The sequence below is a fragment of the Sphingobacterium sp. BIGb0116 genome, from assembly GCF_024808035.1.
GTDB classification, from domain to species: domain Bacteria; phylum Bacteroidota; class Bacteroidia; order Sphingobacteriales; family Sphingobacteriaceae; genus Sphingobacterium; species Sphingobacterium paramultivorum.
In genome coordinates this window covers 60,001-83,708 of the sequence record NZ_JANUDT010000004.1, presented here as the reverse complement: position 1 = coordinate 83,708, position 23,708 = coordinate 60,001, and the positions used below count along the sequence as shown (strand labels likewise).

Below are 23,708 nucleotides of genomic sequence, written 5' to 3'. Positions count from 1 at the left end.
CCCTTTCCCTTTGGGTTTATTGTAAAGGAATTTATCCTAGCTTTGTAGTAGGTTAGATATCAATAAGATGAGAAGAGTTGAAAATAATTTCTGTTTATTTATAATAATATTAATAATTCAAAGCTGTAACGGAAATGCTATTTGTGTTAATACCGTTCAAAAAACAATTATCTCAAAAAGTGGCAATATTATACGTTTTTCCCTTGAAGATAGCATAGATACTTATAGATTTCAACTTAAAGATAATGTTAAGAGCCAAACAGTTGTCGACCTTAGAGACATTACTCAGAACAATAATTTAGTAGAAAATTATCCTGGTGCAGGAATAAAATCATTTTATTTACAACCTAATATGAAGTATGTATTTAGTAATGATACTGATGGAGATGCTAGTACGGGTATCGTTAAATTTAATACCGATAGTTTGGGAAATCTCTATAAGCTAGATAATGCTGTGTGTAAATGATAGATTGAGGATCGCACATTTGCTCAGCTGGATTTCAGTACAAAGCTCTATATTTAGATATAGGTCGTGTGAATTTGGTGGATCTTTTTATTTAATAGGCTGGTACGCTCCCTGAAAGAATATGTTAGCTGTTTGTAGCAGCTTACCCCTAGTTATTGGTCTTAAGGGAGATCAAAATAGTAACAAAAAAATTATTATGAAGAGCTGTCGCCTTCAATTAGACAAATGTATAAATGTATAAATCTTCACCCTATTTAGTTCAACAAGATTCATTGTAATGGAAGAAAAGTATGAGCGATGGGATCCTATAAGGGATCTGCCAAATAATCCGTTTTTTTATGAAATGTATTTTAAAAAGGGGACGCTGATCGTCTTATTAAAACAATCTGATCTTGCTGATAGGTGTTTAAAAATAGAATTTAGCAATCCGTTAGCCTATAGAATAGTGAATGAATCCGGGCGGATGAAGACCTTGGATAATCCTTTTATCTATACGTTTTGTAAAACAGATGCTTCAAAATTTCTTCAATGGTTTAATGGGGAAAGTTATGGAATGTTTGATAACTTAGCTAAGGATCATTATATGGTATGTAGCAGTGATAATATAATTGATGTTATTACTAATCAAGAACCTAAAGTTTTATGGATCAACCTATAGAATTCCATCCGGGATGACAGCTTATGCAGTTGCTGGATTGTTTTCTGCGATCAAAGTATTAAAGTAAGAACAAGCAATGGATATTAAAAAGCACTTGATAGCGTTGAAAAGTTTTGAAGATTCTTTAGATGGAGCATTAAATCTACTTCAGCGTGAAGTTGGTAATGACTTGTCATTCCTGGCAAATTTTGATCAATTGAGTAATTGCTATAAAATGGATTCAAGGTCAAGTCAGCTATTACTGAAAGCTATGCAATTATCCAATTCTAAAGATGCATATTCAAGTTTCGAATTGTCAGATATTGAAAAAGCCTATGATTTCTTTCTTGAAACAAATACTAATAATTTAAATATTTGGGTTGATGCGATCTATTTTAATGAAATTGTTATGGACAATAAAAGAAAAAGCGAGCTATTGAAATCTAGATTTTATTCTTTATTAGCTGATTTCAAAAAAGAAATTGAAAATTTGGATAAATAGTTAGGATGGTCCTATATGACTGACATCGACGGCTCAAATTGAATTTGGAAAGGAAAAAGTTAGAGAAACAAAATTTAGCTAGTAGAATGTGAAAGATCGATATGAAAAATGGGCTATTGATATAGACTTTCCCCAAGATTTATTTTTTTATAAGATGTATGTAGAATACAGCGAAATAATTATTCTTCTAAAGAACTTGGTTGACCATGCTCAAATTCTTGAAATAAAATTTGAGTATTTTGTTTCTTATAAAGTCACCATCGACTTGGCCTTAATGAAGATGGTTAATGAGAACGACGAGTTTCGAGGTTTCGCTCGGTCTACATGTTCAAGCTATTTGGATTCAGTTATTGAAGGCAGCTATGATATTTTAGAAAGAAAAAATATAGAGCATTTTGTTATCTGTAATCTAGAAAATGTGATTGAGGTACTTTCGGATGAACCTGCTACATTTCGCTGGTTAAGCGAGGAAGAGGTGCATACACATGTTAATTAGTTAAGATATATGACTATAGAACGTATTCAGGATCTTGTTAAGTTTGAATTGAAAACCATGGAATGGGGAGTTACCGAACAATTTATGGAAATTCATTCACCAGTTTTATTTCAGAACAGTGTCCAAATTGATAACGTAGCGGTAACCCAAAACAAGATCAGCGTCTTTATTCCAGTAGAAAATGAGCGGTTTTATCTGGTGTTTTACATAGATTCTGATAAGGACCAGATTACCGGGATTTCCACTGAACCTGATATTGAAATATATTTTAAAGCGACCTCGGCAGTATTGAGTGAAGCCGAACTAAAACAGTATACACACTTAGAAATTTCAGAAAGCTGGAATAAAGGTGATATAAAACAATCTGGAAAGACCAGCTATACGTCTAGCGGTATCATTATCGAGCCTAATAAAAAGCCAAACGATTTTGAATCTAAACTCAATGAATTGATTTCTGAATTAAAAAAAGACAAGGGGGGAATTGAAGCCCTTTCAAAAAAGGCTGATGGATATATACAGGTGGTTATGAACTATCATAATGGAAACGGAATGATCGGAGGGCCTAACTTGAACGAAATGAATATTAAAGATTTGAATGATCTCGGTCTGTCCATAGACTTTAATTTTAATGTGTCGGGGAATCTCTATCGATCCTAAATGTGATTTCAAAGATTCCTTTATAAGCGGAACCTAATAGAAATTTTTCACCTCCCCATTCCCGCTATTCACCGAGTTTTCCCGATCGTTGGTCTAAAGCCCGTAGACTAGGGGCGTATTGTGTTGTAGTTTTGAGTCAACAAATAAGAACTAAAAACTAACAATATAAAATAAAGACATTATGAAAACTCTAGTAAAAACATTCGCAGCAGCAGCTTTAATCGCAGTATCTTCTTTCGCCATGGCAGCTGAAGGACCAGGTTCAAAAACAGTAAAAGTTAACGTTAACCTTTCAACAGCAGACTTAGCCTTGGAGCATTATGTTGCGGTCACTACCGAAGGCGAATCAGCAGGGGTAGAGCAGTTATTCGCCGAAGATTTCAATCAAAAAATCCAAGCTTCCAATGCACAGTTTAACAGCCGTGAAGCAGTTATCAAATCACTGAAAAAACAAAAAGGTGAACTGTACAGTAAGCACAGACGTCTTAGAAGAATCAGCAGATTATATGGTCGCTCAAGTAACTTTGAAATTTGAAAACTTTATCAAGACTGACCTGGTTAATTTGGAGCGTACGGGGAATGACTGGAAAGTATCCAAATCGATCAATTCGTATAAATAGTATTTAATAACTAGTGATCTGCCAAGATCGGTATAAGGTCAGATCACTAGTGAATCATATGTTTAAATTTAGTTTAGAAGCCATGTCTACGGATGTGGCTTTTTCTGTTTTAGCTCCTCTCCATTCTTTTAATTTTTTTTGCGGCAAATGCGATTCAAAGAGGGATCAAATTTGGTATTTAAACAATGTTTGTTCAGTGGTCGTTCAGTGATTGTTCAGTGATCACTCAATGTAAACCGAATAACCAGTGACTAATTACTGTCTAAATATTGATTGAAAATTGTGATTGGGGATAAGTTGATATCTGCATGAATACATTTTAACGTCAAAAGGGCCTGATTCTCATCAGACCCTTTCTCTTAGCGTTTATTTGTACAGTAATTATTATGTTTCCTATCGTTTCCTCTTTTTTGTTTCGTCATCCAATGTTTTTAACGACTATTGGATTTTCACTGTACGACGCGAATTTTTATGTTGAACCTTTTTTTCAAAAAGGTAGCTTGTAGCCGTTTTGTATTGTAAAAACAATAGTCGGTTTGAAATAGTTTTATTTAAGTAAATTATTTTTTGATAAATTGGGTTGAATTTACGTTAATACAGAACATCATTAAGTAATTTGAATCCTTTAGAAATTTACAATACTGCTAATAAACATAAAGAGACCAAATTCAGATATAAATAATTATGAACGATGTTAGAAAATGGAATCGTGTATCTCCAGTATCGGATGATATTTATTTTGTTAATTTAACAGACGACGGTTATGAGTTTTTCGAAGACTTTTGCCAAACTTTTAACATTGAAACTAATGGTAGTTCTGCAGACGATTTTTTCAGCCAGAGCCATCTTTTGATTTATTTAAATTTCGGCGAAAGGACGTTGGTGAGAAGAAAAAGCTTAAAATAGGAATGCTAAAGAAAATAATTGAACAGGGATCCTTTTAATTATTATTCCATAAACAAAAACCGCCTTTCTATTGAGATGAGAGGGAGGTCTTTGTAGTTTATTGTGCATACGCTTTTCTAATCTTATCGGCCCTTCGTTAGCGCATTCAAATATTTAGATACTAATGAGCTGACTAAAATTAAAGACATATCATCCTTTAAAGGGCTTTAATTAAATGAATTATAGTTTAACGAGTTATGTCTGTCAATGTTGTAAAATATAAAATTCTGATTTTATCAATTATTACAACCTGTTATTCGGATGAGTTTAATAACTTTTGGCATAGATGGAAATGATCATGATACCTTCATCATCTATTGGGAACAAATTATTTAGATGAAAAAAACTAACACAATAAAATAAAGATATTTGTCAGCGGTAAAGACAGATTCTGCATTATCCAGAAACTCGCGTTTACAAGTATTGATCTGTGTAGGTTGGAGCTCGTACTTGGCCGCCAGCTCTTGGATAGTCTGTTTTTCTTTGATCCCTTCTATGTCAACTTTCGCCTTAAAGCTTGCACTAAATTTCCTGTATTCTTTTTTCCATCTTCAACTGCTAATCTAAACATTTATACAGTTGTCCAATATTTGGGTAGTATTATATTATAGATTGCGGTAATATTTTAAATGTCATAGTGTATACATGTTATAGCTAGACTTTATTTACCAAATAAACTTTCACCTCCCGGTTCGCTGAGCTTTCCAGATCTTTGGTCTTTCTTGAAAGATATTAATTTATTCAAACGCTGGTTTTATCAGCGGATATTCGGATTTAGTGTAAAAAATAATGTGCAATTTTTTTAAGCTACTACATTCGTATATCAAAATTATTGCGGGACCCGAAAAGCAGTTAGAGTAGGGACAAATTTATAAATCAAATTATCATGAATTCAAAAAAATTAAAAATCAACAAGAAAAATGTAGCGAAGCTGAACGAAAGTATCTTAGACCAAATTCAGGGCGGACAAGCTGCGGCAGGTGATGTATGTGTATTCAAATCATCATCATGTACTATTAAAGAAAAAGAAACTCTTTCCTAGTATTATACAAAACATAAGGAGACTGATTCTTAAAAAGGAAGAAAAATAAGCGTGACCCGAAAAGTAGTTAGAGTAGGGACAAATTTACAAATCAAATTATCATGAATTCAAAAAAATTAAAAATCAATAAGAAAAATGTAGCGAAGCTGAATGAAAGTATCTTAGACCAAATTCAGGGCGGACAAGCTGCGGCAGGTGATGTATGTGTATTCAAATCATCATCGTGTACTATTAAAGAAAAAGAAACACTTTCCTAGTATTATACAAAAACATAAGGAGACTGATTCTTAAAAAGGAAGAAAAATAAGCGGGACCCGAAAAGCAGTTAGAGTAGGGACAAATTTATAAATCAAATTATCATGAATTCAAAAAAATTAAAAATTAACAAGAAAAATGTAGCGAAGCTGAATGAAAGTATCTTAGACCAAATTCAAGGCGGACAAGCTGCGGCAGGTGATGTATGTGTATTCAAATCGTCATCGTGTACTATTAAAGAAAAAGAAACGCTTTCCTAGTATTATACAAAAAAACTTAAAGACATTGATTTCTTAAATCATTGTTTAATAAGAAGATCAATGGACCAATCCTTAAACTCAAAGGAGGTAAAAGGGGAGTAATATGAGGAGGATTACTTCATTAAAATTTCTCCATGTCCATTGAATGCAATCACTTGATAGACCAATAGAGCACCCCATACAGGGGTGCTTTACCAAACTGAAAAAATTATGAAAAAAATCCAACTTCTTATCAGAAAATATCCAATACTTCGCGAAAATGAATCTCAATTTGTGGCAGCAGGGAATTCAAAAATGAATGACTTTGGTACTATTCCAACAATGTTGACTACAGCGCTAGAGCAGGACATAACAAAAAATTATTAATATGTTGTTAGAGAAATTGTTCAGAGGATTAGATAGAAGGCAATCAGAAAATCTTGGAATCGATGGCGAGGGAGGATACTTTTTATTATGTTGTATTCTATACTTGAAGGGTTATACTTTTATCAAAAGGAAAGATCTAACGACTCTGAACAACTCTCTGATCAATAGTATCGAACATACAAATCCCTTGACCCTAAATTATATAGATGGCCTAGCTGGAATATACGCAATTTATGGGTATTTGTCTAGTAAAGAAGAGCTTTCATTTCTTCAATTTCCTGATTTTGACGATGTGATTGATACACTGGGCGAAGAGCTGTTATATTTAGCAAATAGAAATATTTGGGATAATTTATACGGTGCAGGAGGAATGCTTGCAGCTTTTTCTGTAGGTTCAGTGAATACAGAATTGCTCGAAAGTGTATTGATTCAATTAAACGAAAGAATAAAAAAACACGAAGTAAATGATTTAATTATAAATCCATTTATAGGAAAGCATACTGTTGATTTTGGTATAGCTCATGGTTATGCCGGTTTAGGTAATATTTTGATCAATTTATTAGAAAAAGGGGTCTTTACCGACCTTATCAATAATATTTTAGTTGACTTTTTAAAGCTTTTTGAGGATCAGCAATTAAATCTTACAGATGAGAGTGCAAATGTTTTTCCAATAAAGTATGATATGGAAACTAGAAGTTATGATTATTCAGCAATAAGTGGCTGGTGTTATGGAGATCTTGGCATAGTGAATTTTGTTTTAAAATGTTCAACATTGACAGATTTAAATCTTATATACCCGAATTTGAAAAATGCTATTCAATCAATTGCGGAAAGACCGCTGGTTGAGGATCAGAAAAATATTTTCCTTTGCCATGGTTTATCGTCTAAATTTCTCATTCGTCAAGCCGTGAAGCACGTCAATTTTAATATGAATACTATTAGTCTGGGTCAGTCGTATAGTATCTCAGTTGAAAATTTTTTAAGTAGTAACAATAGCGCAGAACTGAAGCAAAAATCTCTCCTAAATGGGGGCGCAGGAGTTTGTCTTACTTTAGCTATGATAGAAAGAGAACCCCATAATGATTTTTTAAATTTATTTTTTTTATGAAAGATTATCAAGTACAAAAAGATAGCCTGTTAGTTAGAACTCCTTCTTTTACATACATCAATTCATTAACCGAAGATGATTTATCTAAATTCATAAATGACAAACAGTTTGTAGAAAGCCTTTATCTAGCCTCTGCAGATTTGTATAGTGAACTAGAAAAACTTGAGTTTAACTATACTGCTATTAGGAGAAATAGAAGATTAGTACAAAAATTAGCTAAATATATACTTAGGGCATCCACGAGATCAACTCCATTCGGAAAATTCTCTTCTGTAACATTAGGGGCAAATTTGCCAAACGAGTCAGAAAAGATAGTTTTAGGCAAGTTAAAACAGAAAACGAGATTGGATATGGATGTTCTTTGCGAACTAAAAGAGCTGATATTATCAAAAGATGGGGTAAGAGAAAACCTCAGGTTTACTTTAAATTCGACCTCTTATATATTAAGAGGTAGTTTAAGATACTATGAAGGAAAAATATCTGGGTTTAGGAAGAAATTTAATATTTCATCTGTCGAACTGGACGAATATCTGAAAGCTGTATATAATCTTTGTAGAAATACTTTTGTTGAATATGTAGAAATTAGGGCAACTATCCAAAATTTCGGGTTTTCAGTCGAGGAAACTGATGAATACATAAATAGTTTAATTTCTTCACAAATTATTGTAAGTGAACTTGAGCCGAGAATAATTGGAGGAAATTTTCTGTATGATCTGCTAGACACCCTAAGCAAGAAGGAGTCATTAAAATCCACATTAACAATTATTAAATCGTCTCTGACCCGAGTTATTCGGATAATAGAAGATATAGATTATGAAAAACAACAGGAAAATATTTCAAAATATAAGGAAATAGAGGAAATTCTTATCGAACTTGGACTTGATCTGACCAAAAAGAAATTGTTTCAGGTCGATAGCTATCGTGAGTTGGAATCTGGTGGATTGTCACCAAAAACTATAGAAGAAATAGAAAGAATTTTGCCTATTTTCTGTCGACTATCCAAGCCTATTTATCGCGAAAAAATGCAATTATTTGCCAGGAAGTTTTTCCAAAAATTTGAAACTAGAGAGGTGTCTCTATTGGAAGTGCTGGATCCTGAACTAGGAATTGGATATAATTTTGAAAATAATATTTCCGATGAAACAGATTGTTTTATCGAAGATTTTCTATTAAAAAAGTTAGTTGACGCTCATATAAACAACAAGTATGAAATAGAGCTAAAAGAAAGTGATATCAACGATTTCCCTCTTCACAAGTATGCATATCCAACTACCTCAACTTTAGTGGTTAAGGCGTTAAATCATGATGGTAAAAATCTTCTTATCGAGAGTTTTGGAGGTATGAGTGCAGGGAACATTCTAGGAAGATTTTCTCATTTAGGAAGTCAATTCAAAGAGGAACTTAAAAATATTGCAGACTATGAAAGAGAGAGAAATCCTGATCTACTTTTTTGCGATCTCTCACATCTTCCTGACAATCGAGTCGCTAACATTTTAAATAGAGATTTTTCGTTGGATTATGAAATTCCATTTTTATCAAATTCATATAAGAATCCAGAGCATACAATTCCATTAGATGATATTATGGTTTCTGTAATAGATGATTTTGTTTATTTAAGAAGTAAAAAGATGGGTCGATTTCTAAGTCCTAAAATTATTTCTGCCCACAACACCAGTTATAATACACTTAAATTATATGAATTTCTAGTTGATGTACAGACGCAACACAATAATTTAGGAGCATACTTCTACTGGGGAAAATTTTCAAAGAACTTCGAGTTTCTTCCGAGGGTAATTTTAAAAGATATAATTGTTTTCCCGGCTACCTGGAAATTATCTTCTCAAGAGATTTTGGAATTGTCAAACGACCAGGATGTCCATTTTCTAAGGGAGAAGTATCTATTGCCCCAGTTCGTCGAATTGAAAGAAAATGACAATGACCTTGTTATTGACTTAAATAATGAAATTTCAATTGCGATCCTTAAAGAATCGATAAAGAAAATGGAAAAAGTAATTCTAAGGGAGCATCTGCGGCCAGAACTGAATATAATTTCTCAATCAAATAATGGAACATTCATCCCTGTATCAAATCAATATGTGCTGAAAGTTGAAAACTCAAAGATCAGAAAAATACCAAGAAACGAAAGGTTCAGTGAAAATGGAAATGTAAAAAGGAAGTTTAGGCTAAGTTCAGAGTGGCTATATTATAAAATTTACATGTCTGAAAGTAATTTTGATACTTATTTGGTAAAAATAGTGAAGCCTATCATCTCTGAGCTACGAAAAAGCGGAATGTTAGAAAAATTCTTCTTCATTAAATATGAAGATTCAGATACCCATATCAGGCTACGAATTTGCTTAAAAAGTTTAGATGAAGTATGGAGATGTCGTTATATGATTGCTGAGAAGCTTTCCAGTGAAGAGATTCTGCGCCTGTCCATCGAAGAATATGAGCGTGAAATAGAAAGATATGGTGAGCATAATATCGAATCAATAGAGAACATATTTTATGAAGATAGTCTTCATTTTTTAGATAGTATGAATGATGACTACAACGATGAATTAAATGATGAGCTAAAAGCCGTAGCTATCCGCGTTAACGCAATTATGGACTCTTTTGCTTATGCTTGGGAAGAGAAATTTGATTTTTTTGAGCGGTTGATATATGATATTGGATATTTCGGTAAAAAGGAAAACCGTGTTAATGGAGATTTGATCTTTAGGGAATTAGGTAAGGACCTAATTCGTTCTTTACATTTAAATTCGGAGGAAGATAGCATGTTTTCCATTCATGCCAAGATTATAAAAGAAAATAATTCTCCTACTGTATTTGAGAACTTAATGCGTTCGATTGTTCATATGACGGTGAACAGATATCTTGCTAAGTTCGATAGGACTAAAGAGTATATGATTTACTATTTGTTGAAGAAAGGCTATACATCCTTAATAAAAATAAATAATTATGTTGTTTAAGCAGTTTCCACATTTTATTCAGAAAGATGTGATGGATTGTGGTCCAACATGTCTAAAAATTATAGCTTGTTTCTATGGAAAGAAGATGGACATCAATTACTTGAGAGATGTCTCAGGAACTAATCGTATGGGCAGCACAATCGGTGGATTAAGGAATGCTGCCATCAAAATCGGTTTTGAGTCTGATGCGATTAAGATCAGTTTCCAGGATCTAATTACAGAAGATTTAGGTCCATGTATAATATATTGGCAACAAAAGCATTTTGTCGTGTTATATAAGATCACTTCAAAATATATGTATATATCTGATCCAGCAGCAGGTCGGATCAGGTATAAACATGCGGAATTTAAAAGGTACTTCAGTGATGAAGGTGAAGGAATCTTACTCTTATTAGAACCAAATGAGAACTTTAGAGATTTCACCGAAGGGATCGAAACTAAAAGTTCTATCAGTTTCGACCATGTATTTGATACCCTTTTTCAGTATAAGAAAACCATATTCGTATTGATTTTGGCGCTGGTACTTACAAGTTTGATGCAAATGACGCTGCCCTTTATCAACCAGAAAATAATTGATATAGGGATCATTGGAAAGTCTTTTTCTTTTATTTACTTGATGCTTCTAGGGCAGATTTTTCTATTTTTCGGAAAGACCCTTATAGAGGTCATACGGACCAGAGTACTTATTCATCTCAGCACAAGAGTCAACCTAAATCTTATTTCGACCTTTTTTTATAAATTGACGAAATTGCCACTAAAGTTTTTCGATTCGAAATTAGCGGGTGATATTCTTCAACGAATATTAGATCATCAAAGGGTTGATAGTTTTATTACGAGTGGATTACTAAATATTGTATTTACACTATTAGCCTTTTTTATTTTTGGAGGAGTTCTATTTTACTACAATCCTCTTATATTTCTAATTTTTCTTGTTGGAAGCATCTTGCATTTTACATGGATCAGTCTTTTTATTAGAAAACGTGCATTAATAGATTATAAGAGATTTAACCAGCTATCAACAAATCAGGATAAAAATATTGAGCTGATTTATGGAATGCAGGAAATTAAACTTCACAATGCCGAAAACTGCAAGATTTCCCAGTGGCAGAAATTGCAAGTAGAATTATTCAAAATTAATTTAAATAGCATAGAGCTAAAACAGCATCAGATTACCGGAGCTGCCCTGATCAATGAGCTTAAAAATATCTTTATTACGTTCATGGCTGCCCGATTGGTTTTGAACCAGGAACTGACATTGGGCATGATGCTTTCAATTTCTTTTATTATAGGTCAATTAAATGGCGCTGTTGTACAGATTGTTGAGTTTATCCAAACTTATCAAGAAGCTAAAATGAGTATGGATAGAATTAATGATATACATCATTACGAAGATGAAAGCCAATTGGAATCCGATAATGTCGATATAGCAAAAGCGAATGATATCATACTTAAAGATGTCTCATTCTCCTATGATGGCAAAAAAAATGTATTGGATAGGATAAACCTTATCATACCTTCAAATAAGATTACTGCAATCGTTGGTACTAGTGGGAGTGGAAAAACAACGCTCTTAAAACTCCTGTTGAAATTCTATAAGCCCACTATGGGTACAATCATGATTGAAGATGTAAATATTAATTCTATATCAAACCATTCATGGAGGAAAATATGTGGGACTGTAATGCAGGAAGGGTTTATTTTTACAGATACCATTAGAAATAATATCGTGGTCCATGAAGCTGAGATAGATTACCAAAGATTGGAAGATGCGGTGAAAATTGCTAATATCCATGAATTTATCCATTCATTGCCAATGGGTTACGAGACTATTTTAGGGACAAATGGAATTGGGATTAGCACAGGACAGAAACAGCGTATTCTAATAGCAAGAGCTGTTTACAAAAATCCAGATTATCTTTTTTTTGATGAGGCAACGAGTGCTCTTGATGCTAATAATGAGAAAAAGATCACCGAAAATTTAGATAATTATTTCGAAGGGAAGACAGTCCTTGTTATTGCACATAGGTTAAGTACGGTAAAAAATGCTGATCAGATTATTGTTATGAAGGATGGCTATATCGTCGAAACTGGCACACACCAAGAGCTCACTAAACAAAAGACTGAATATTTTCAGTTAGTAAAAAATCAATTAGAACTAGGTGCATAATGGAAAAAAAAGAATTAGATAGAAGTCTTGGGAGAATCCCCCTAGTGCCCTTAATAGTCGTGCTTATTGTCGTATTCGTTATGAGTGGTATAGTGTACGGAATGATATATAATAGAAAGGATAGCACACTTAAAATGGATAGGTTCAAAATTGAATATGTTAATAGGGAATTTGGATTTATAATTATCAGTCAGGAAAATGGGAAGGATTTATCAAAGAGCCGAATCCCTGATCGTGCCCACATCGAAGGATACCCCGTGAAAATTCTGCAGCTGAATGATAGTATCCTATGTATTATTCCACAAAACAACAATCTTACTCAATTCTCAAATAAAAAAACGATTATATTTGATGAGTATTGATGAATTTTTAATGAAAAAACAATTTGAACCGATCAAAGTCCAACTTATTCTTTGGACTTTATATTTTTTATTGAAATTAGTGTTATTATATATTCTTGAGAGTGATTTTTATTTTGTTGATTTTTTTCTATCTCATGTATTGTTGGCATTAGTTTTTTATATAAATTCAGCTCATGTCCTTAATTATTGTAAAGTAAATTTATTCAAAACTGTTTATTTATCTATTGCATGTTTAGCTTTATATCTAATCATGCGTTATCTAATCAAAATTCCTTTTATTAACTTTTTATACGGTATAAAACAGGGATTTCAATTAAAACTATTTCTTATCGAATCAGGATATCTGTATTTTCAGTTATATCTTGTCTCCTTTGGATATTGGACTATTAAAAGAAGTGCCGGCATACTTCAAAAAGTAGAAAAAGAAAAAAGTGAAATTCTCATTGAAAAGCAGAGTAAGGAGATTCTAACGGCAAGGATGGAACTAGATTTTCTTAAAGCCCAAATTAATCCACATTTTCTTTATAATACTTTAAGCTTCCTATATGGTAAATCGGTCAACAATTCGCCTGAACTTGCTGAGGCAATTTATTTGCTTTCGAATATCATGCGCTATTCGTTGTCAACTACTGAAGGGGAAAATCATTATGTACGGTTATCAAAGGAACTCGAACATATAGAAAATTTGATTAAAATTTATAAAATCAGATTCAACAATCAGATTCATGTAAAACTAAGTTATGACCCATTATTAAAAAATGTTGAAGTTATTCCTTTGATTTTCATTACTGTAATAGAAAATGCTTTTAAGTATGGTATACTGCATGATCCAAACAAACCTATAGCTATATCTTTTAAAATCGAAGAAAATTATTTATATTTCACTTGCATTAACCATGTCCCGGTTACACCCAGAAAATATAATGAAAGTTCGGGAATAGGATTAAAAAATACGATTCGAAGACTTACAATATATTACAAAGACAGGTTTGAGCATAAAAATTATGTGGACGGAGACAGGTATATTTTTGAAGTATTATTAAGGATTTGATAATGAATACTTGTATTATAATTGATGATGAACATCATATTGTTGAATTACTAGCTGGTTATGTCAATAAGACAGCCCATCTTGAACTGAAGAAAACTTTTAACAATCCTTTACAGGCACTGGAATATCTGGATAAAAATGAAGACATAGATTTGGTCTTCATAGATATCAATATGGAGGAGCTGTCGGGGCTCGAGTTTGTCAGGATAAAAAACGGGCAGCATAAATTTATTATGGTCACTGCATTTGAAGAGTATGCGGTTCAAGGGTACGAAAATGACATCGTGGATTATCTGTTGAAGCCGGTTACCTTTGAAAGATTTATGACTGCTGTGAGCAAATTTAATAGAAGGAACAATGTCGGCAGCACAAGTACTCCAAAACTCGTTAAAGACTTTTTGTTTGTCAAAGGGGATCAAAAGGGCAAATATCTAAAAGTAAAGCTCAATGAGGTGCTTTATATAGAAGGACTAAAAAATTATGTATCAATATCTTTTTTGAACAACAAATTGACGACATTAATGAATATGAAAGATCTCGAGTTTACTTTAATGAATTCAGGTTTTATTAGAATTCACCGTTCCTTTATTGTTTCAATCTCAAAGATAACAGCATTCAATGGCGGGCATCTGAAATTGGAAGGATCAGATCGCTTGTTCCCTATCGGGGAATCCTATAAAGAACACCTGATGAAAGTTCTCGAAATTTAGTATTCGTCCTCCGAAAATAGGGTTTGGTGTAAAAAAAGACTTGATTTAAATTTCAAGTCTTTTTTTTGTTGAAATTAACACATAAAACAATGAGGACACTGTTGCTGATAACTATTTTCTTTATATCGCTAAATGCTAAAGGCCAAAACATATATTCTGGTACTATTGTAGATAAAAAATCATTACAAAGTTTAGAAGGGGTATCTATAAAGATTATTGATCCTACTGACAATCAGTCAAGTAAAATGTTAATGTCTGCCGGTGATGGTTCATTTGTGCTCAAGGATATTCATGCTGGAGTATATAAAATGATATTCACAGCGATAGGGTACAAAAGTTCTGAGCGTGAAATTATTATTTCCAGCACTTCCTCTAAAGTTGACACGATTTTTCTAATTAAAAATGAGCTCATCCTCGATGAGGTTCAGGTGACTGGGACAAAAAAATTATTAAATTATAAAACGGATCGTGTCGTACTGAATCTGGACGGGGCTGATATATCTCAGGGAAATGATGTTATGGCTATATTGGGCATGAGCCCCTATGTACAGGTTGTCAATAATCAAATTAAAGTTCAAGGTAAAACCAACATAGCTGTTTTCCTTGATAAGCAACGTATACCAGAAACTTCTTTGCAAATGGTATTGTCTACGTTGTCAGGTGACAAAATTGAAAGAATAGAAATCATCACGGCACCTTCTTCTAAATATGATGGAAATACTTCTGCTGTTATTGAAATCTATACCAAAAAGAAAAAGACGAGAGGGATTATTGGTTCAATAGAAGGAAGTTTATTTAAAGGAATAAAAGCTGGGGGAAGTGGTGGTTTAACTGCTAGTGTAAATCTTGGGAAAATTTATTTTGAAGCCGATGTAAATCATAACACAAAAAAAATGATTGAAAAAGGTTATCAAAATAGATCACTTATAAAAGATTCTAAAGAAATCGGAGCGTTAAATCAAGATATAGACTTTTCAGATAATAATTATAATTCCGGATCATATTCAGTTGGTATGGGCTATCAGCCATCTGACAATGATAAATTGGCGCTTACTTTTAGAAGAAATTACAATAAATACGATGGGCTTGGGAATGTTTTTATTACTAAAAACGAAAATGGAAATTTATCGAAAATAGATAGCAGAAATGATATCAGATATGATATCAACAATTATACATTTGGTACCAATTATATTCGAACACTAGATACGTTGGATTCACGGATTCAGTTTTCTGGAGATGTCTTAGTATATGAAAATGAAAAAAATCAGAAACTGGAGGAAATTATCGAAGGTGAAAAGCGATATACCTTTAATAATACATATTCCAAATTTAATGCAAAGACATTTGCCATAGATTTTGATAAGAATTATAAAAGACTTAAGTATAGTGTTGGAACGAAATATGTTCATACGCAGAGTGATAATACACAGTTGTTTAATCAGGTTAATAAAACTGATACCTTGGAAAGCCGTTTTAATGAATCTATTTTTGCCCTTTATCTTTTTGGTGAATATAAATTTTCGGAAAAGGTTAACCTCAGCTTAGGATTAAGGGGTGAAAATACAGACTATCAGCTTTCTCTTCAGCAGGAACTCAAAAGAAACTATTTCCATTTTTTACCTAAAATGAGATTCGATTATTTGCTAAATGATAGTTATACTTTCTCTGCGGGTTATGCAAAAAATATAAATAGACCTTCGTACAGCAAATTGATACCATACGAATTTATCATAGACAATTACACGGTTAGTCGTGGAAATTCAAAATTAATTCCGGAAGTTAATCATGAGCTTTCTATAAATGCCAGTCTGAAGGAAACTAACCTTGCTTTAAACTATATCATAACAAATAATAGTTTGAACGATTATTATCTATATAACCCTGAAACATATAAATATACGCTTACTACAGATAATTTCTATAATAAATATCAATGGATACTGAGTGCTTCTCGTTCTTTCAATTTCGTGAAATTTTGGAATTCCAATCTATATTTAGAGGGTAATCATCTAAAATTTAGTTATCCAGGACTGCAGGATAGGGAGATCAAAAGTAAGTCAAAGTATTATGGAAATCTAAGTTTCTATAACAGTTTTTCGATAGCAAAAGGATGGAATGTAGAAGCAGTGTTTTTTGGGAGTACAGCATTTTTGGATGGACTTTACAGTATTGGCGCTTTTTCAAACACTACCTTGGGCGTCCGAAAATCTCTTTTTGGGAAAAAGGCGTTTATAAAATTATCGGTATCAGACCTTTTCTATGATGCTAATGTGAAAGTAAAAACAGAGGACCTGCCAGCGATATCTCAAAGTTATCTTAAAAGGGATACGAGAAAAATTACGCTCAGTTTTAAATACAATTTTTCTGCAGGAGCTAAATCAAAGAGTAAAAGTTTGGAAAACGATGGAAACAAAACCTTAAAGGAAAGACTTGGAATTTAAGGGTGAGCATAAAGAAAAATTAATGAAAATTGTTATGCAATTATTTTTTGTTAAATCAAAAGGAGCTTGTCATTTGTAAATTTCAAAGCCACATCATATGATGTGGCTTTTTTATGGACAATTTGTAGAACATGAGGCGGTTTTACCAAGTGTTCCCAGAATTTGACCAATTCTCTACGTAGCGTGTAGAAAATCTTAGCTGCACAAATATTCGTTTGATTATAAGGATCGATGATCCCAGTGAACGGGACTTATCGGGAGATGTGGCTTTTTTCGTCAAAAGGGCCTGATTCTCATCAGACCCTTTCTCTTAGCGTTTATTTGTACAGTAATTTTTATGTTTCCTATCGTTTCCTCTTTTTTGTTTCGTCATCCAATGTTTTTAAAGACAATTGGATTTTCACTGTACAACGCCAATTTTTATGTTGAACCTTCCGTTTGAAAGGTAGCTTGTAGCCGTTTTCTATTATAAGAACAATAGTCAATTTGAAATAGTTTTATTGGAGTAGATTTTTTTTGATAAATTGAATTAAAATGGGTACAGCCTTATATCATCGAAAGCTTTTAGAACACTACACCTGTAATTGGGGACAAGGATATAATATATTGACTTGGCAGAAAGGACCTTACAAGGATCTAGGCGATCACTTTCGGATCTTGGAATTTCCCCCAACAACCGAACGGAGCATGTGGACTTATGCCACTATAGGCATGTCCAGCTTGGACGATGAATTTGCTCTCGAACTGCACATGTTTTCTGGTGAGCAAGATGAAACATTAGTTGAATCATTAATAGTCGTAGCACATTATCATAAATTTGGCGCGAGTCTGAGCCATTGGCATACCATCAACTGGGGAAGAGGATGGCGTCTGGATTCTTCTTGCTCTTATGGCCTTATTTCGCTACCTTATCTCGACGGGCCCAAACTCGAAATTCTTACTCTTGATAATAATAAATTAGTCCATTTCTATTGGTTGCTGCCGATTACGGAGGAGGAAGTAGCTTTTAAAAAGGAAAATGGTGCCGAAAAGCTTGAGGAAATATTTGAAGAACGAGGATTAAATTATTTAGATCCATTCAGGGACACGTTGGTTTGAATTAAAAGGATTACGGACCTAACGGAAGAATAATGCAGTTTATTGCAATACAAGCTGCGCAAACTGGATACTAATGTAAGATAGAAGAATTAGGCGATGGTTATGTTATTAGAATATATGGTCACCCAATGGAAAATGGCATATTTTTTCATAAAGTAATGGGAAGATCGTGTGGTCCAAGATCTTAATAATTTGGGGGCAAAATATTATCGGTAATAAATAACTTTGTACCAAATGAATCAGAGATATCTTTTAGTACTACTTTTTCTCACAGTATGTCAATTTGCCTCGGCTCAATTTGCAAAAATCTTTGACAAAGACGGCTATGTAAATGTGAGGAAACAAGCTACAGTTAATAGTGCGGTTGTTTCAAAAATTGCTGCTGATGAAATTGTTTATGCATTTCCTGATGAAAAGTTCGGTGATTGGGTAATCGTAGATTATACCGACAACCATAATAAGAGCATCACCGGGTATGTACACAATTCAAGAATTAAATATATAGAATCCTATAAGCAGATCCCTAATATATTTTTTGATGAAGGCACAGCAAAATTTATGACAAAAGATATAACCGTGCAAATAAATTCCCATAGCTTCGATTATGAAAAAAATAAAGGTGATTTTTCGTCGACTGAATATGATGAGCATACCATTTTAGACAAATTTAGAGGGCAGCAGGTCTGGGGAACAGATGGCGAAATCCCTACAAGCCACTACACCTCTATTCAAGCTACTATAAAGGGAAGATTTATCCAGATCCCAGCAAAGGAAATTGAGAACCTATTTAATGTAAACAACGAGTTTGCATCATGCCACTATGATGACTCAAATGATATTTTATACATCACCTCTGTTAATGGCGATGGGGCTGGTGGGTATGCAGTTTTATTTGAGATTAAAAAAGGTAAATATAATGCACGAGTGGTAACAATGCCATTTTAGCAATAGCAATAATGGTAAAATTACTCTTGTTTGGCTTTTACCTCCCCATTTTCGCTATTCACCAATACCGTAAATTCAATATTACCAAAATGGAAAAAGACAAATTATATTATAAGGTTTTTTTAGAGGTAGCTTTAGTAAATTCTAGACACGTATTTGGATTTATAAATATTTCCCATATTCCTTATGAAAAATTTTAGGAAATATTTAGAGAACAAATTACAGATGAACGATATCTATTTGAAGATTCAAAATTGTATTTCATAGAGGAACCGTTATATGAAGATTTTAAAGTTTTTTTTGAAGAATCTATTCCTTTTCGTTTTGATTTTACATTATTTGAATATAGCGTGGGTTTCGCGTCAGTGAATGTAGATAGTTATAAAAAAGATTATTACTGTACAATGCCACCGATGCTAAAGTAAGCATCGTCGTAAATGGGCAAACCACGAGAGGATCATATGTTTAAGTTTAGTTTAGAAGCCCGTCGTGAGAGGTGACTTTTTTTGTTTCGTCATCCAATGTTTTTAAAAACCTAGATTTTCACTGTACGACGCCAAATTTTTATGTTTAACCATCCTTTCGAAAGGTATCTTTTTCACGTTTTTATTATAAAATCAGCTGTCGATCTAAAATAGTTCTACTGAAGTGAAGAATTTGTAATAACTTGGACAAATTCCGCAGAATTACATATCGGAAATGTAAACACAGCTGCGATTTTACAATATTTATTTTAATGGATAGGTTTAAGTTGGTTTTTTGCAATATCTTAATTGCAAGTATTGTTTTCGGAGGTCTTTATTGGATTTGGAAAACGGGGGAAAACGAAAGAGCTATAAAGATTGAAGCTGTCAATAGAAACGATCGGTATGTAAAAGGGCTTATTACCAAAATGTTTTATTATAAAGGTCGTAGTATTCGTGTAAAATATACTGTTGATAATAAGGAATACGAAAATAGCGGTGGCTGGAGTAAAAATCCTAATAATGTTCACGAAGGAGATTCAATATGGTTAAGATATGCCATTGAAGATCCAAATTTATTCATTACAGAATTGGAAAATGATTATTAAGTAGCTTTAAGTTGATAACCGAATATTTTGATTCAAAATTAAATACAAATGAAAGCTTATTTCCAAAATTCAAGTAAATTAAATATTAAATTTTCTATACTTTTTTGGCAATTATTTTTCGGTACCCTGCCTTTCACGTTGATTGTATCACCGCTTGCTTTTACAGGACAAAGGCCCGCGAATTTTAATGGAGAACATCTGATAGGTATTTCCGGAGCTTTGATTTCTTTGATTACTCATCCAATAGTTGTTTTTGTCGGAACTATAATACTGTGGACTATACTGTTAATTGGTAGAATTATCATAGAATTTATTTTTAAAAATTCTATGAAATAGATTTTTGTAGCATATCCAATTTATACTATTTAGTGCAAGTAAGCCACTAGTGAATCATATGTTTATCAAGGCTGTGTCGTGAGACGAGGCTTTTACGTCAAAAGGGCCTGATTCTCATCAGACCCTTTCTCTTAGCGTTTATTTGTACAGTAATTTTATGTTTCCTATCGTTTCCTCTTTTATGTTTCGTCATCCAATGTTTTTAAAGACAATTGGATTTTCACTGTACGACGCCAATTTTTATGTTGAACCTTTCTTTCGAAAGGCAGCTTGTAGCCGTTTTGTATAGTAAGAACAACAGTCAATTTGAAATAGTTTTAATAGTGTGTTTTTTTGATACTTTTAGCTGAGTTCAATGAAAGCTAAAGTCACTCTTTCTTCTTTGGTGCATTCTCTGGAACATCTGAGACTATCAATATTCCAAAATTCTTTTCCGTATCGCCATATTTATCCACAAGTTCCTTTTTGTTAATGATTGTTATAGATTTAAAATTTTTGTCGCTAATGGCGCTTAGCTTGCCCTCATAGCCTTTACCCAGGACTTTCCCATTAAGGATATACAGAAAGCTGTCGTCACTTTGCTCTGAAGTCAATAGATGCTTGAACTCTGATGATTTAGAATTGAAGTAATTCAGGAAGCGTTTTTTGCTGAATTGTTTCGTTTCAATGTACATGGCTCCAATCGCGTTACTGTCGAGATATTTAAATTTCATACTGTCTTTATACACAGTTATTGTAGCTATATCATCAGATTTATATTTTTGCAGCTCTGCTTGGCTTACCCGAACACTATCAACAAACATAATAGGTACTCCTTTGGAGGGCTTTGATTCTTGAACTGGCGTCTGGGCGTAGCTTAGTAAATATACTGATGTAAAAAGTATTGTAAATATTAATTGTTTCATGTCGATTAATTCAAATTGGTTATTGTTTGTTCAAAATATTTCTAAGTTCTGAAAAAGTATAATTAGCTTAACTCAAAAACATCACCACAGCCTCTCCATTCTCCTACCTAAAAGCGGCGCTTCTTCTTCAACAGCGTTTGCCAAACTTTGTCCGGTTATTAGAAAAAAAACTCCGTCCCAAGCTTTATCCAAATCAAGGAAACTTTCGTTATCGGTATTGTCTTGTTTAAATATAATGTCTTCTAGGCGGCTACTGTCTTCAATAAAAGAATGAAGAGTTTTGTTGTCTATGCGTATGTATTGTTGGATCATCCCCATTTTTATAGTAATTAGTCGGTTAACAATTCCACTTCACAGCATCAAATTTTGAAAAATGATACCTAGTCATCCTGGCAAAAGAAATATTTATAAAGCTAATAAACTAGTCTTTTAAAAACAATATGACGATCTGTGATTCAGAGCCTAGTTAGAATGATAATAATGCAAAAAGTAACTCTTATCATTTGCATTAAAATATCAATTTTGGAAATGGCTTTTGTTGGGGTTGTGTTCGTACCTGCTTCGTATAGCCTTCGGATCAGGACAGGTAGGGTTCTATTGTTGACCAGTCTCTGAACAGTTTTTCCCTGTATAGAGACTGGTAAAGGTCTGTTGGGTGTCTGTACATCATCTGTAGATGATCCGAACGTGGTACGAATCTGATACGAAGCAGGCTTACCTCCCTATTTCCACCATTCACCGAGTTTTCCGGTCTGTTAGTCTAAAGCCCATAGGCTAGGGGCCTATTGCGTTGTAGTTTTGAGTCAACAAATAAGAACAAAAACCATCATGAGCATCGATGGAAATGCTCATGATAGCTTCATCACAAATGAAGAACAAATTATTTAGATGAAAAAACTAACACTATAAAATAAAGACATTATGAAAACGCTAGTAAAAACATTCGCAGCAGCAGCCTTAATCGCCGTATCATCTTTCGCTATGGCAGCTGAAGGACCTGTAGCAAAAGTAACAAAAGCAAACGTTAACCTTTCAACAGCAGACTTAGCTTTGGATCATTATGTGGCTGTAACCACTGAGGGAGAATCGGCAGGCGTTGAGCAATTGTTCGCGGAAGATTTTAACCAAAAGATCCAAGCTTCCAATACGCAATCTAATAGTCGTGGCGAAGTGGTTAAATCCTTGAAAAAACAAAAAGGAGAGAAGCAGAACTGTACAGTAAATACTGATATCCTTGAGGAATCGGCAGACTATATGGTCGCTAAAGTGACTTTGAAATTCGAAAACTTTATCAAGACTGACTTGGTTACCTTGGAGCGTGTGGGTAACAGCTGGAAAGTCTCCAAATCAATCAATACGTATAGATAAAATTTTACAACTGGTGGTTTGCCAGTAATAAAAGACAAACCACTAGTGAATCATATGTTTATTAAGGCCAGGTCGGGAGATCGGGCTTTTTTACGTCAAAAGGGCCTGATTCTCATCAGACCCTTTCTCTTCGTGTTTTCTTGTTTAGCAATTATTAAACAGACCCATGGTTTTCAAAGAGCCAATGTTGTTATCTTGGGGGGATGCCTTACTCACCTAATGCCTTGACGATAGCCATTCCTACAGCTTTGGCAGATTGCGGATTTTGGCCAGTGATCAATCTGCCGTCAACGGTGACATGGGACTGCCAAGGTTCGGATTTTTCATAAATCCCACCTATTGCCTTTAGCTTATCCTCTAGTAAAAAGGGGACGACATTGCTAAGCTTGACAAGCTCTTCTTCTTCGTTGCTAAAGCCATTAACTTTTTTCCCTTTTATCAAATATTCGCCGGTGCTCAGTTTGATGTTGGTTAAGCCTGCGGGTCCATGACATACAGCTGCAACAAGCCCATTTGCCTCGTATATATTCCTGGCAATCTTTGCGATTGATGAATCGAAAGGAAGATCCCACATCGCACCATGTCCTCCGGCATAAAAGATAGCTTTATATTCTTCAGGTTTTACCTGAGAAGGTTTGAGTGAATGGGTGATTTTACTGTGGTAGTATTTATCCTCCCAGAATTTTTTGTTAACGGGATCATTTAGGTCAAATCCATCCACAGGTGGATTTCCGCCCTGTGGGCTAACGAAATCAATCTCATATCCAGCAGCTGTTAAAACCTCCCATGGATGCGAGACTTCCCCGAGATAATAACCTGTTTTTTCGCCTGTATTGCCTTTTGTATCGTGACTAGTCACTACAAATAGAATTTTTGGTTTTCGGTTTGTTGCATAGCAATGCGTCACTATTAAGATTAAAAAAA

Annotated in this window: 25 protein-coding genes; 22 read left to right on the top strand and 3 right to left on the bottom strand. The window is 33.6% G+C overall.

Annotation, left to right across the window (positions count from 1 at the left end; all coding sequences use genetic code 11):
* The first annotated feature begins 67 nt into the window (after positions 1-67).
* From M2419_RS11495 to M2419_RS11395, 21 genes are all read left to right on the top strand, one after another.
* Positions 68-466: a hypothetical protein gene (locus M2419_RS11495; protein WP_259255109.1), complete on the top strand. Its 399-nt coding sequence runs from the start codon at positions 68-70 to the stop codon at positions 464-466.
* A 277-nt stretch (positions 467-743) separates the two neighbouring features.
* The gene (locus M2419_RS11490; RefSeq protein ID WP_259255108.1) at positions 744-1,124 is read left to right on the top strand and encodes a hypothetical protein; all 381 of its coding nucleotides are present in this window, start codon (positions 744-746) and stop codon (positions 1,122-1,124) included.
* A 76-nt stretch (positions 1,125-1,200) separates the two neighbouring features.
* Positions 1,201-1,605 carry a hypothetical protein gene (locus M2419_RS11485; protein WP_259255107.1) on the top strand — a complete coding sequence of 135 codons (405 nt, stop codon included), beginning with the start codon at positions 1,201-1,203 and terminating at the stop codon, positions 1,603-1,605.
* An 88-nt stretch (positions 1,606-1,693) separates the two neighbouring features.
* Positions 1,694-2,101, top strand: a complete 408-nt coding sequence (locus tag M2419_RS11480; RefSeq protein WP_259255106.1) for a hypothetical protein — start codon at positions 1,694-1,696, stop codon at positions 2,099-2,101.
* Positions 2,102-2,110: 9 nt separating this feature from the next.
* Positions 2,111-2,758 (top strand): DUF4279 domain-containing protein, encoded by a 648-nt coding sequence (locus M2419_RS11475; RefSeq protein ID WP_259255105.1) that lies wholly within the window; start codon positions 2,111-2,113, stop codon positions 2,756-2,758.
* Between the two features lie 181 nt (positions 2,759-2,939).
* Positions 2,940-3,293, top strand: a complete 354-nt coding sequence (locus M2419_RS11470) for a hypothetical protein (RefSeq protein ID WP_259255104.1) — start codon at positions 2,940-2,942, stop codon at positions 3,291-3,293.
* A gap of 1,916 nt (positions 3,294-5,209) precedes the next feature.
* Positions 5,210-5,365, top strand: a complete 156-nt coding sequence (locus tag M2419_RS11465) for a class I lanthipeptide (RefSeq protein WP_259255103.1) — start codon at positions 5,210-5,212, stop codon at positions 5,363-5,365.
* 101 nt (positions 5,366-5,466) lie between these two features.
* Entirely contained in the window at positions 5,467-5,622 is a 156-nt protein-coding gene (locus M2419_RS11460) for a class I lanthipeptide (protein ID WP_259255103.1), read from the top strand.
* A gap of 102 nt (positions 5,623-5,724) precedes the next feature.
* Positions 5,725-5,880 carry a class I lanthipeptide gene (locus M2419_RS11455; protein ID WP_259255103.1) on the top strand — a complete coding sequence of 52 codons (156 nt, stop codon included), beginning with the start codon at positions 5,725-5,727 and terminating at the stop codon, positions 5,878-5,880.
* A 210-nt stretch (positions 5,881-6,090) separates the two neighbouring features.
* Entirely contained in the window at positions 6,091-6,246 is a 156-nt protein-coding gene (locus M2419_RS11450; RefSeq protein ID WP_259255102.1) for a hypothetical protein, read from the top strand.
* A gap of 1 nt (position 6,247) precedes the next feature.
* Entirely contained in the window at positions 6,248-7,354 is a 1,107-nt protein-coding gene (locus M2419_RS11445; protein WP_259255101.1) for a lanthionine synthetase LanC family protein, read from the top strand.
* On the top strand, positions 7,351-10,326 hold the full coding sequence (locus tag M2419_RS11440; protein WP_259255100.1) for a lantibiotic dehydratase: 2,976 nt from the start codon (positions 7,351-7,353) through the stop codon (positions 10,324-10,326). The genes M2419_RS11445 and M2419_RS11440 overlap by 4 nt, the downstream gene beginning before the upstream one ends.
* Positions 10,316-12,493, top strand: a complete 2,178-nt coding sequence (locus M2419_RS11435; protein WP_259255099.1) for a peptidase domain-containing ABC transporter — start codon at positions 10,316-10,318, stop codon at positions 12,491-12,493. The genes M2419_RS11440 and M2419_RS11435 overlap by 11 nt, the downstream gene beginning before the upstream one ends.
* Entirely contained in the window at positions 12,493-12,855 is a 363-nt protein-coding gene (locus tag M2419_RS11430) for a hypothetical protein (protein WP_259255098.1), read from the top strand. Before M2419_RS11435 ends, M2419_RS11430 begins: the two co-directional genes overlap by 1 nt.
* Positions 12,845-13,906 carry a sensor histidine kinase gene (locus tag M2419_RS11425; RefSeq protein ID WP_259255097.1) on the top strand — a complete coding sequence of 354 codons (1,062 nt, stop codon included), beginning with the start codon at positions 12,845-12,847 and terminating at the stop codon, positions 13,904-13,906. Before M2419_RS11430 ends, M2419_RS11425 begins: the two co-directional genes overlap by 11 nt.
* Positions 13,907-13,908: 2 nt before the next feature.
* Positions 13,909-14,616: a LytTR family DNA-binding domain-containing protein gene (locus M2419_RS11420; RefSeq protein WP_259255096.1), complete on the top strand. Its 708-nt coding sequence runs from the start codon at positions 13,909-13,911 to the stop codon at positions 14,614-14,616.
* A gap of 65 nt (positions 14,617-14,681) precedes the next feature.
* Complete coding sequence (locus M2419_RS11415; protein WP_259255094.1) at positions 14,682-17,060, top strand: TonB-dependent receptor domain-containing protein; 2,379 nt, start codon at positions 14,682-14,684, stop codon at positions 17,058-17,060.
* Positions 17,061-17,594: 534 nt separating this feature from the next.
* The gene (locus M2419_RS11410; protein WP_259255093.1) at positions 17,595-18,158 is read left to right on the top strand and encodes a suppressor of fused domain protein; all 564 of its coding nucleotides are present in this window, start codon (positions 17,595-17,597) and stop codon (positions 18,156-18,158) included.
* Positions 18,159-18,392: 234 nt separating this feature from the next.
* The gene (locus tag M2419_RS11405) at positions 18,393-19,103 is read left to right on the top strand and encodes a hypothetical protein (RefSeq protein ID WP_259255092.1); all 711 of its coding nucleotides are present in this window, start codon (positions 18,393-18,395) and stop codon (positions 19,101-19,103) included.
* 736 nt (positions 19,104-19,839) lie between these two features.
* The gene (locus tag M2419_RS11400) at positions 19,840-20,175 is read left to right on the top strand and encodes a hypothetical protein (RefSeq protein ID WP_259255091.1); all 336 of its coding nucleotides are present in this window, start codon (positions 19,840-19,842) and stop codon (positions 20,173-20,175) included.
* Positions 20,176-20,223: 48 nt separating this feature from the next.
* On the top strand, positions 20,224-20,511 hold the full coding sequence (locus M2419_RS11395; protein WP_259255090.1) for a hypothetical protein: 288 nt from the start codon (positions 20,224-20,226) through the stop codon (positions 20,509-20,511).
* 368 nt (positions 20,512-20,879) lie between these two features.
* Here the strand turns inward: M2419_RS11395 and M2419_RS11390 are convergent, their stop codons facing one another.
* Together M2419_RS11390 and M2419_RS11385 are read right to left on the bottom strand one after the other, a co-directional pair.
* Entirely contained in the window at positions 20,880-21,416 is a 537-nt protein-coding gene (locus tag M2419_RS11390; RefSeq protein ID WP_259255089.1) for a hypothetical protein, read from the bottom strand.
* 81 nt (positions 21,417-21,497) lie between these two features.
* Positions 21,498-21,728, bottom strand: coding sequence for a YfbM family protein (locus M2419_RS11385; RefSeq protein WP_259255088.1), 231 nt, complete (start codon positions 21,726-21,728; stop codon positions 21,498-21,500).
* Positions 21,729-22,337: 609 nt separating this feature from the next.
* On the opposite strand from M2419_RS11385, the gene M2419_RS11380 reads away from it, so the two are divergent.
* Positions 22,338-22,784 (top strand): nuclear transport factor 2 family protein, encoded by a 447-nt coding sequence (locus M2419_RS11380; RefSeq protein WP_259255087.1) that lies wholly within the window; start codon positions 22,338-22,340, stop codon positions 22,782-22,784.
* A gap of 208 nt (positions 22,785-22,992) precedes the next feature.
* Here M2419_RS11380 and M2419_RS11375 read toward each other — a convergent pair whose 3' ends face one another.
* Positions 22,993-23,643, bottom strand: a complete 651-nt coding sequence (locus tag M2419_RS11375) for a type 1 glutamine amidotransferase domain-containing protein (protein WP_259255086.1) — start codon at positions 23,641-23,643, stop codon at positions 22,993-22,995.
* Between the last annotated feature and the right edge of the window lie 65 nt (positions 23,644-23,708).

What these genes read in the sequence shown, in the direction of transcription:
- M2419_RS11495 (WP_259255109.1), top strand. Translation starts at nt 68, where the DNA reads ATGAGAAGAGTTGAAAATAATTTCTGTTTATTTATAATAATATTAATA.
- M2419_RS11490 (WP_259255108.1), top strand. Translation starts at nt 744, where the DNA reads ATGGAAGAAAAGTATGAGCGATGGGATCCTATAAGGGATCTGCCAAAT.
- M2419_RS11485 (WP_259255107.1), top strand. Translation starts at nt 1,201, where the DNA reads ATGGATATTAAAAAGCACTTGATAGCGTTGAAAAGTTTTGAAGATTCT.
- M2419_RS11475 (WP_259255105.1), top strand. Translation starts at nt 2,111, where the DNA reads ATGACTATAGAACGTATTCAGGATCTTGTTAAGTTTGAATTGAAAACC.
- M2419_RS11470 (WP_259255104.1), top strand. Translation starts at nt 2,940, where the DNA reads ATGAAAACTCTAGTAAAAACATTCGCAGCAGCAGCTTTAATCGCAGTA.
- M2419_RS11465 (WP_259255103.1), top strand. Translation starts at nt 5,210, where the DNA reads ATGAATTCAAAAAAATTAAAAATCAACAAGAAAAATGTAGCGAAGCTG.
- M2419_RS11460 (WP_259255103.1), top strand. Translation starts at nt 5,467, where the DNA reads ATGAATTCAAAAAAATTAAAAATCAATAAGAAAAATGTAGCGAAGCTG.
- M2419_RS11455 (WP_259255103.1), top strand. Translation starts at nt 5,725, where the DNA reads ATGAATTCAAAAAAATTAAAAATTAACAAGAAAAATGTAGCGAAGCTG.
- M2419_RS11450 (WP_259255102.1), top strand. Translation starts at nt 6,091, where the DNA reads ATGAAAAAAATCCAACTTCTTATCAGAAAATATCCAATACTTCGCGAA.
- M2419_RS11445 (WP_259255101.1), top strand. Translation starts at nt 6,248, where the DNA reads ATGTTGTTAGAGAAATTGTTCAGAGGATTAGATAGAAGGCAATCAGAA.
- M2419_RS11440 (WP_259255100.1), top strand. Translation starts at nt 7,351, where the DNA reads ATGAAAGATTATCAAGTACAAAAAGATAGCCTGTTAGTTAGAACTCCT.
- M2419_RS11435 (WP_259255099.1), top strand. Translation starts at nt 10,316, where the DNA reads ATGTTGTTTAAGCAGTTTCCACATTTTATTCAGAAAGATGTGATGGAT.
- M2419_RS11430 (WP_259255098.1), top strand. Translation starts at nt 12,493, where the DNA reads ATGGAAAAAAAAGAATTAGATAGAAGTCTTGGGAGAATCCCCCTAGTG.
- M2419_RS11425 (WP_259255097.1), top strand. Translation starts at nt 12,845, where the DNA reads ATGAGTATTGATGAATTTTTAATGAAAAAACAATTTGAACCGATCAAA.
- M2419_RS11420 (WP_259255096.1), top strand. Translation starts at nt 13,909, where the DNA reads ATGAATACTTGTATTATAATTGATGATGAACATCATATTGTTGAATTA.
- M2419_RS11410 (WP_259255093.1), top strand. Translation starts at nt 17,595, where the DNA reads ATGGGTACAGCCTTATATCATCGAAAGCTTTTAGAACACTACACCTGT.
- M2419_RS11405 (WP_259255092.1), top strand. Translation starts at nt 18,393, where the DNA reads ATGAATCAGAGATATCTTTTAGTACTACTTTTTCTCACAGTATGTCAA.
- M2419_RS11400 (WP_259255091.1), top strand. Translation starts at nt 19,840, where the DNA reads ATGGATAGGTTTAAGTTGGTTTTTTGCAATATCTTAATTGCAAGTATT.
- M2419_RS11395 (WP_259255090.1), top strand. Translation starts at nt 20,224, where the DNA reads ATGAAAGCTTATTTCCAAAATTCAAGTAAATTAAATATTAAATTTTCT.
- M2419_RS11390 (WP_259255089.1), bottom strand. Translation starts at nt 21,416, where the DNA reads ATGAAACAATTAATATTTACAATACTTTTTACATCAGTATATTTACTA.
- M2419_RS11385 (WP_259255088.1), bottom strand. Translation starts at nt 21,728, where the DNA reads ATGATCCAACAATACATACGCATAGACAACAAAACTCTTCATTCTTTT.
- M2419_RS11380 (WP_259255087.1), top strand. Translation starts at nt 22,338, where the DNA reads ATGAAAACGCTAGTAAAAACATTCGCAGCAGCAGCCTTAATCGCCGTA.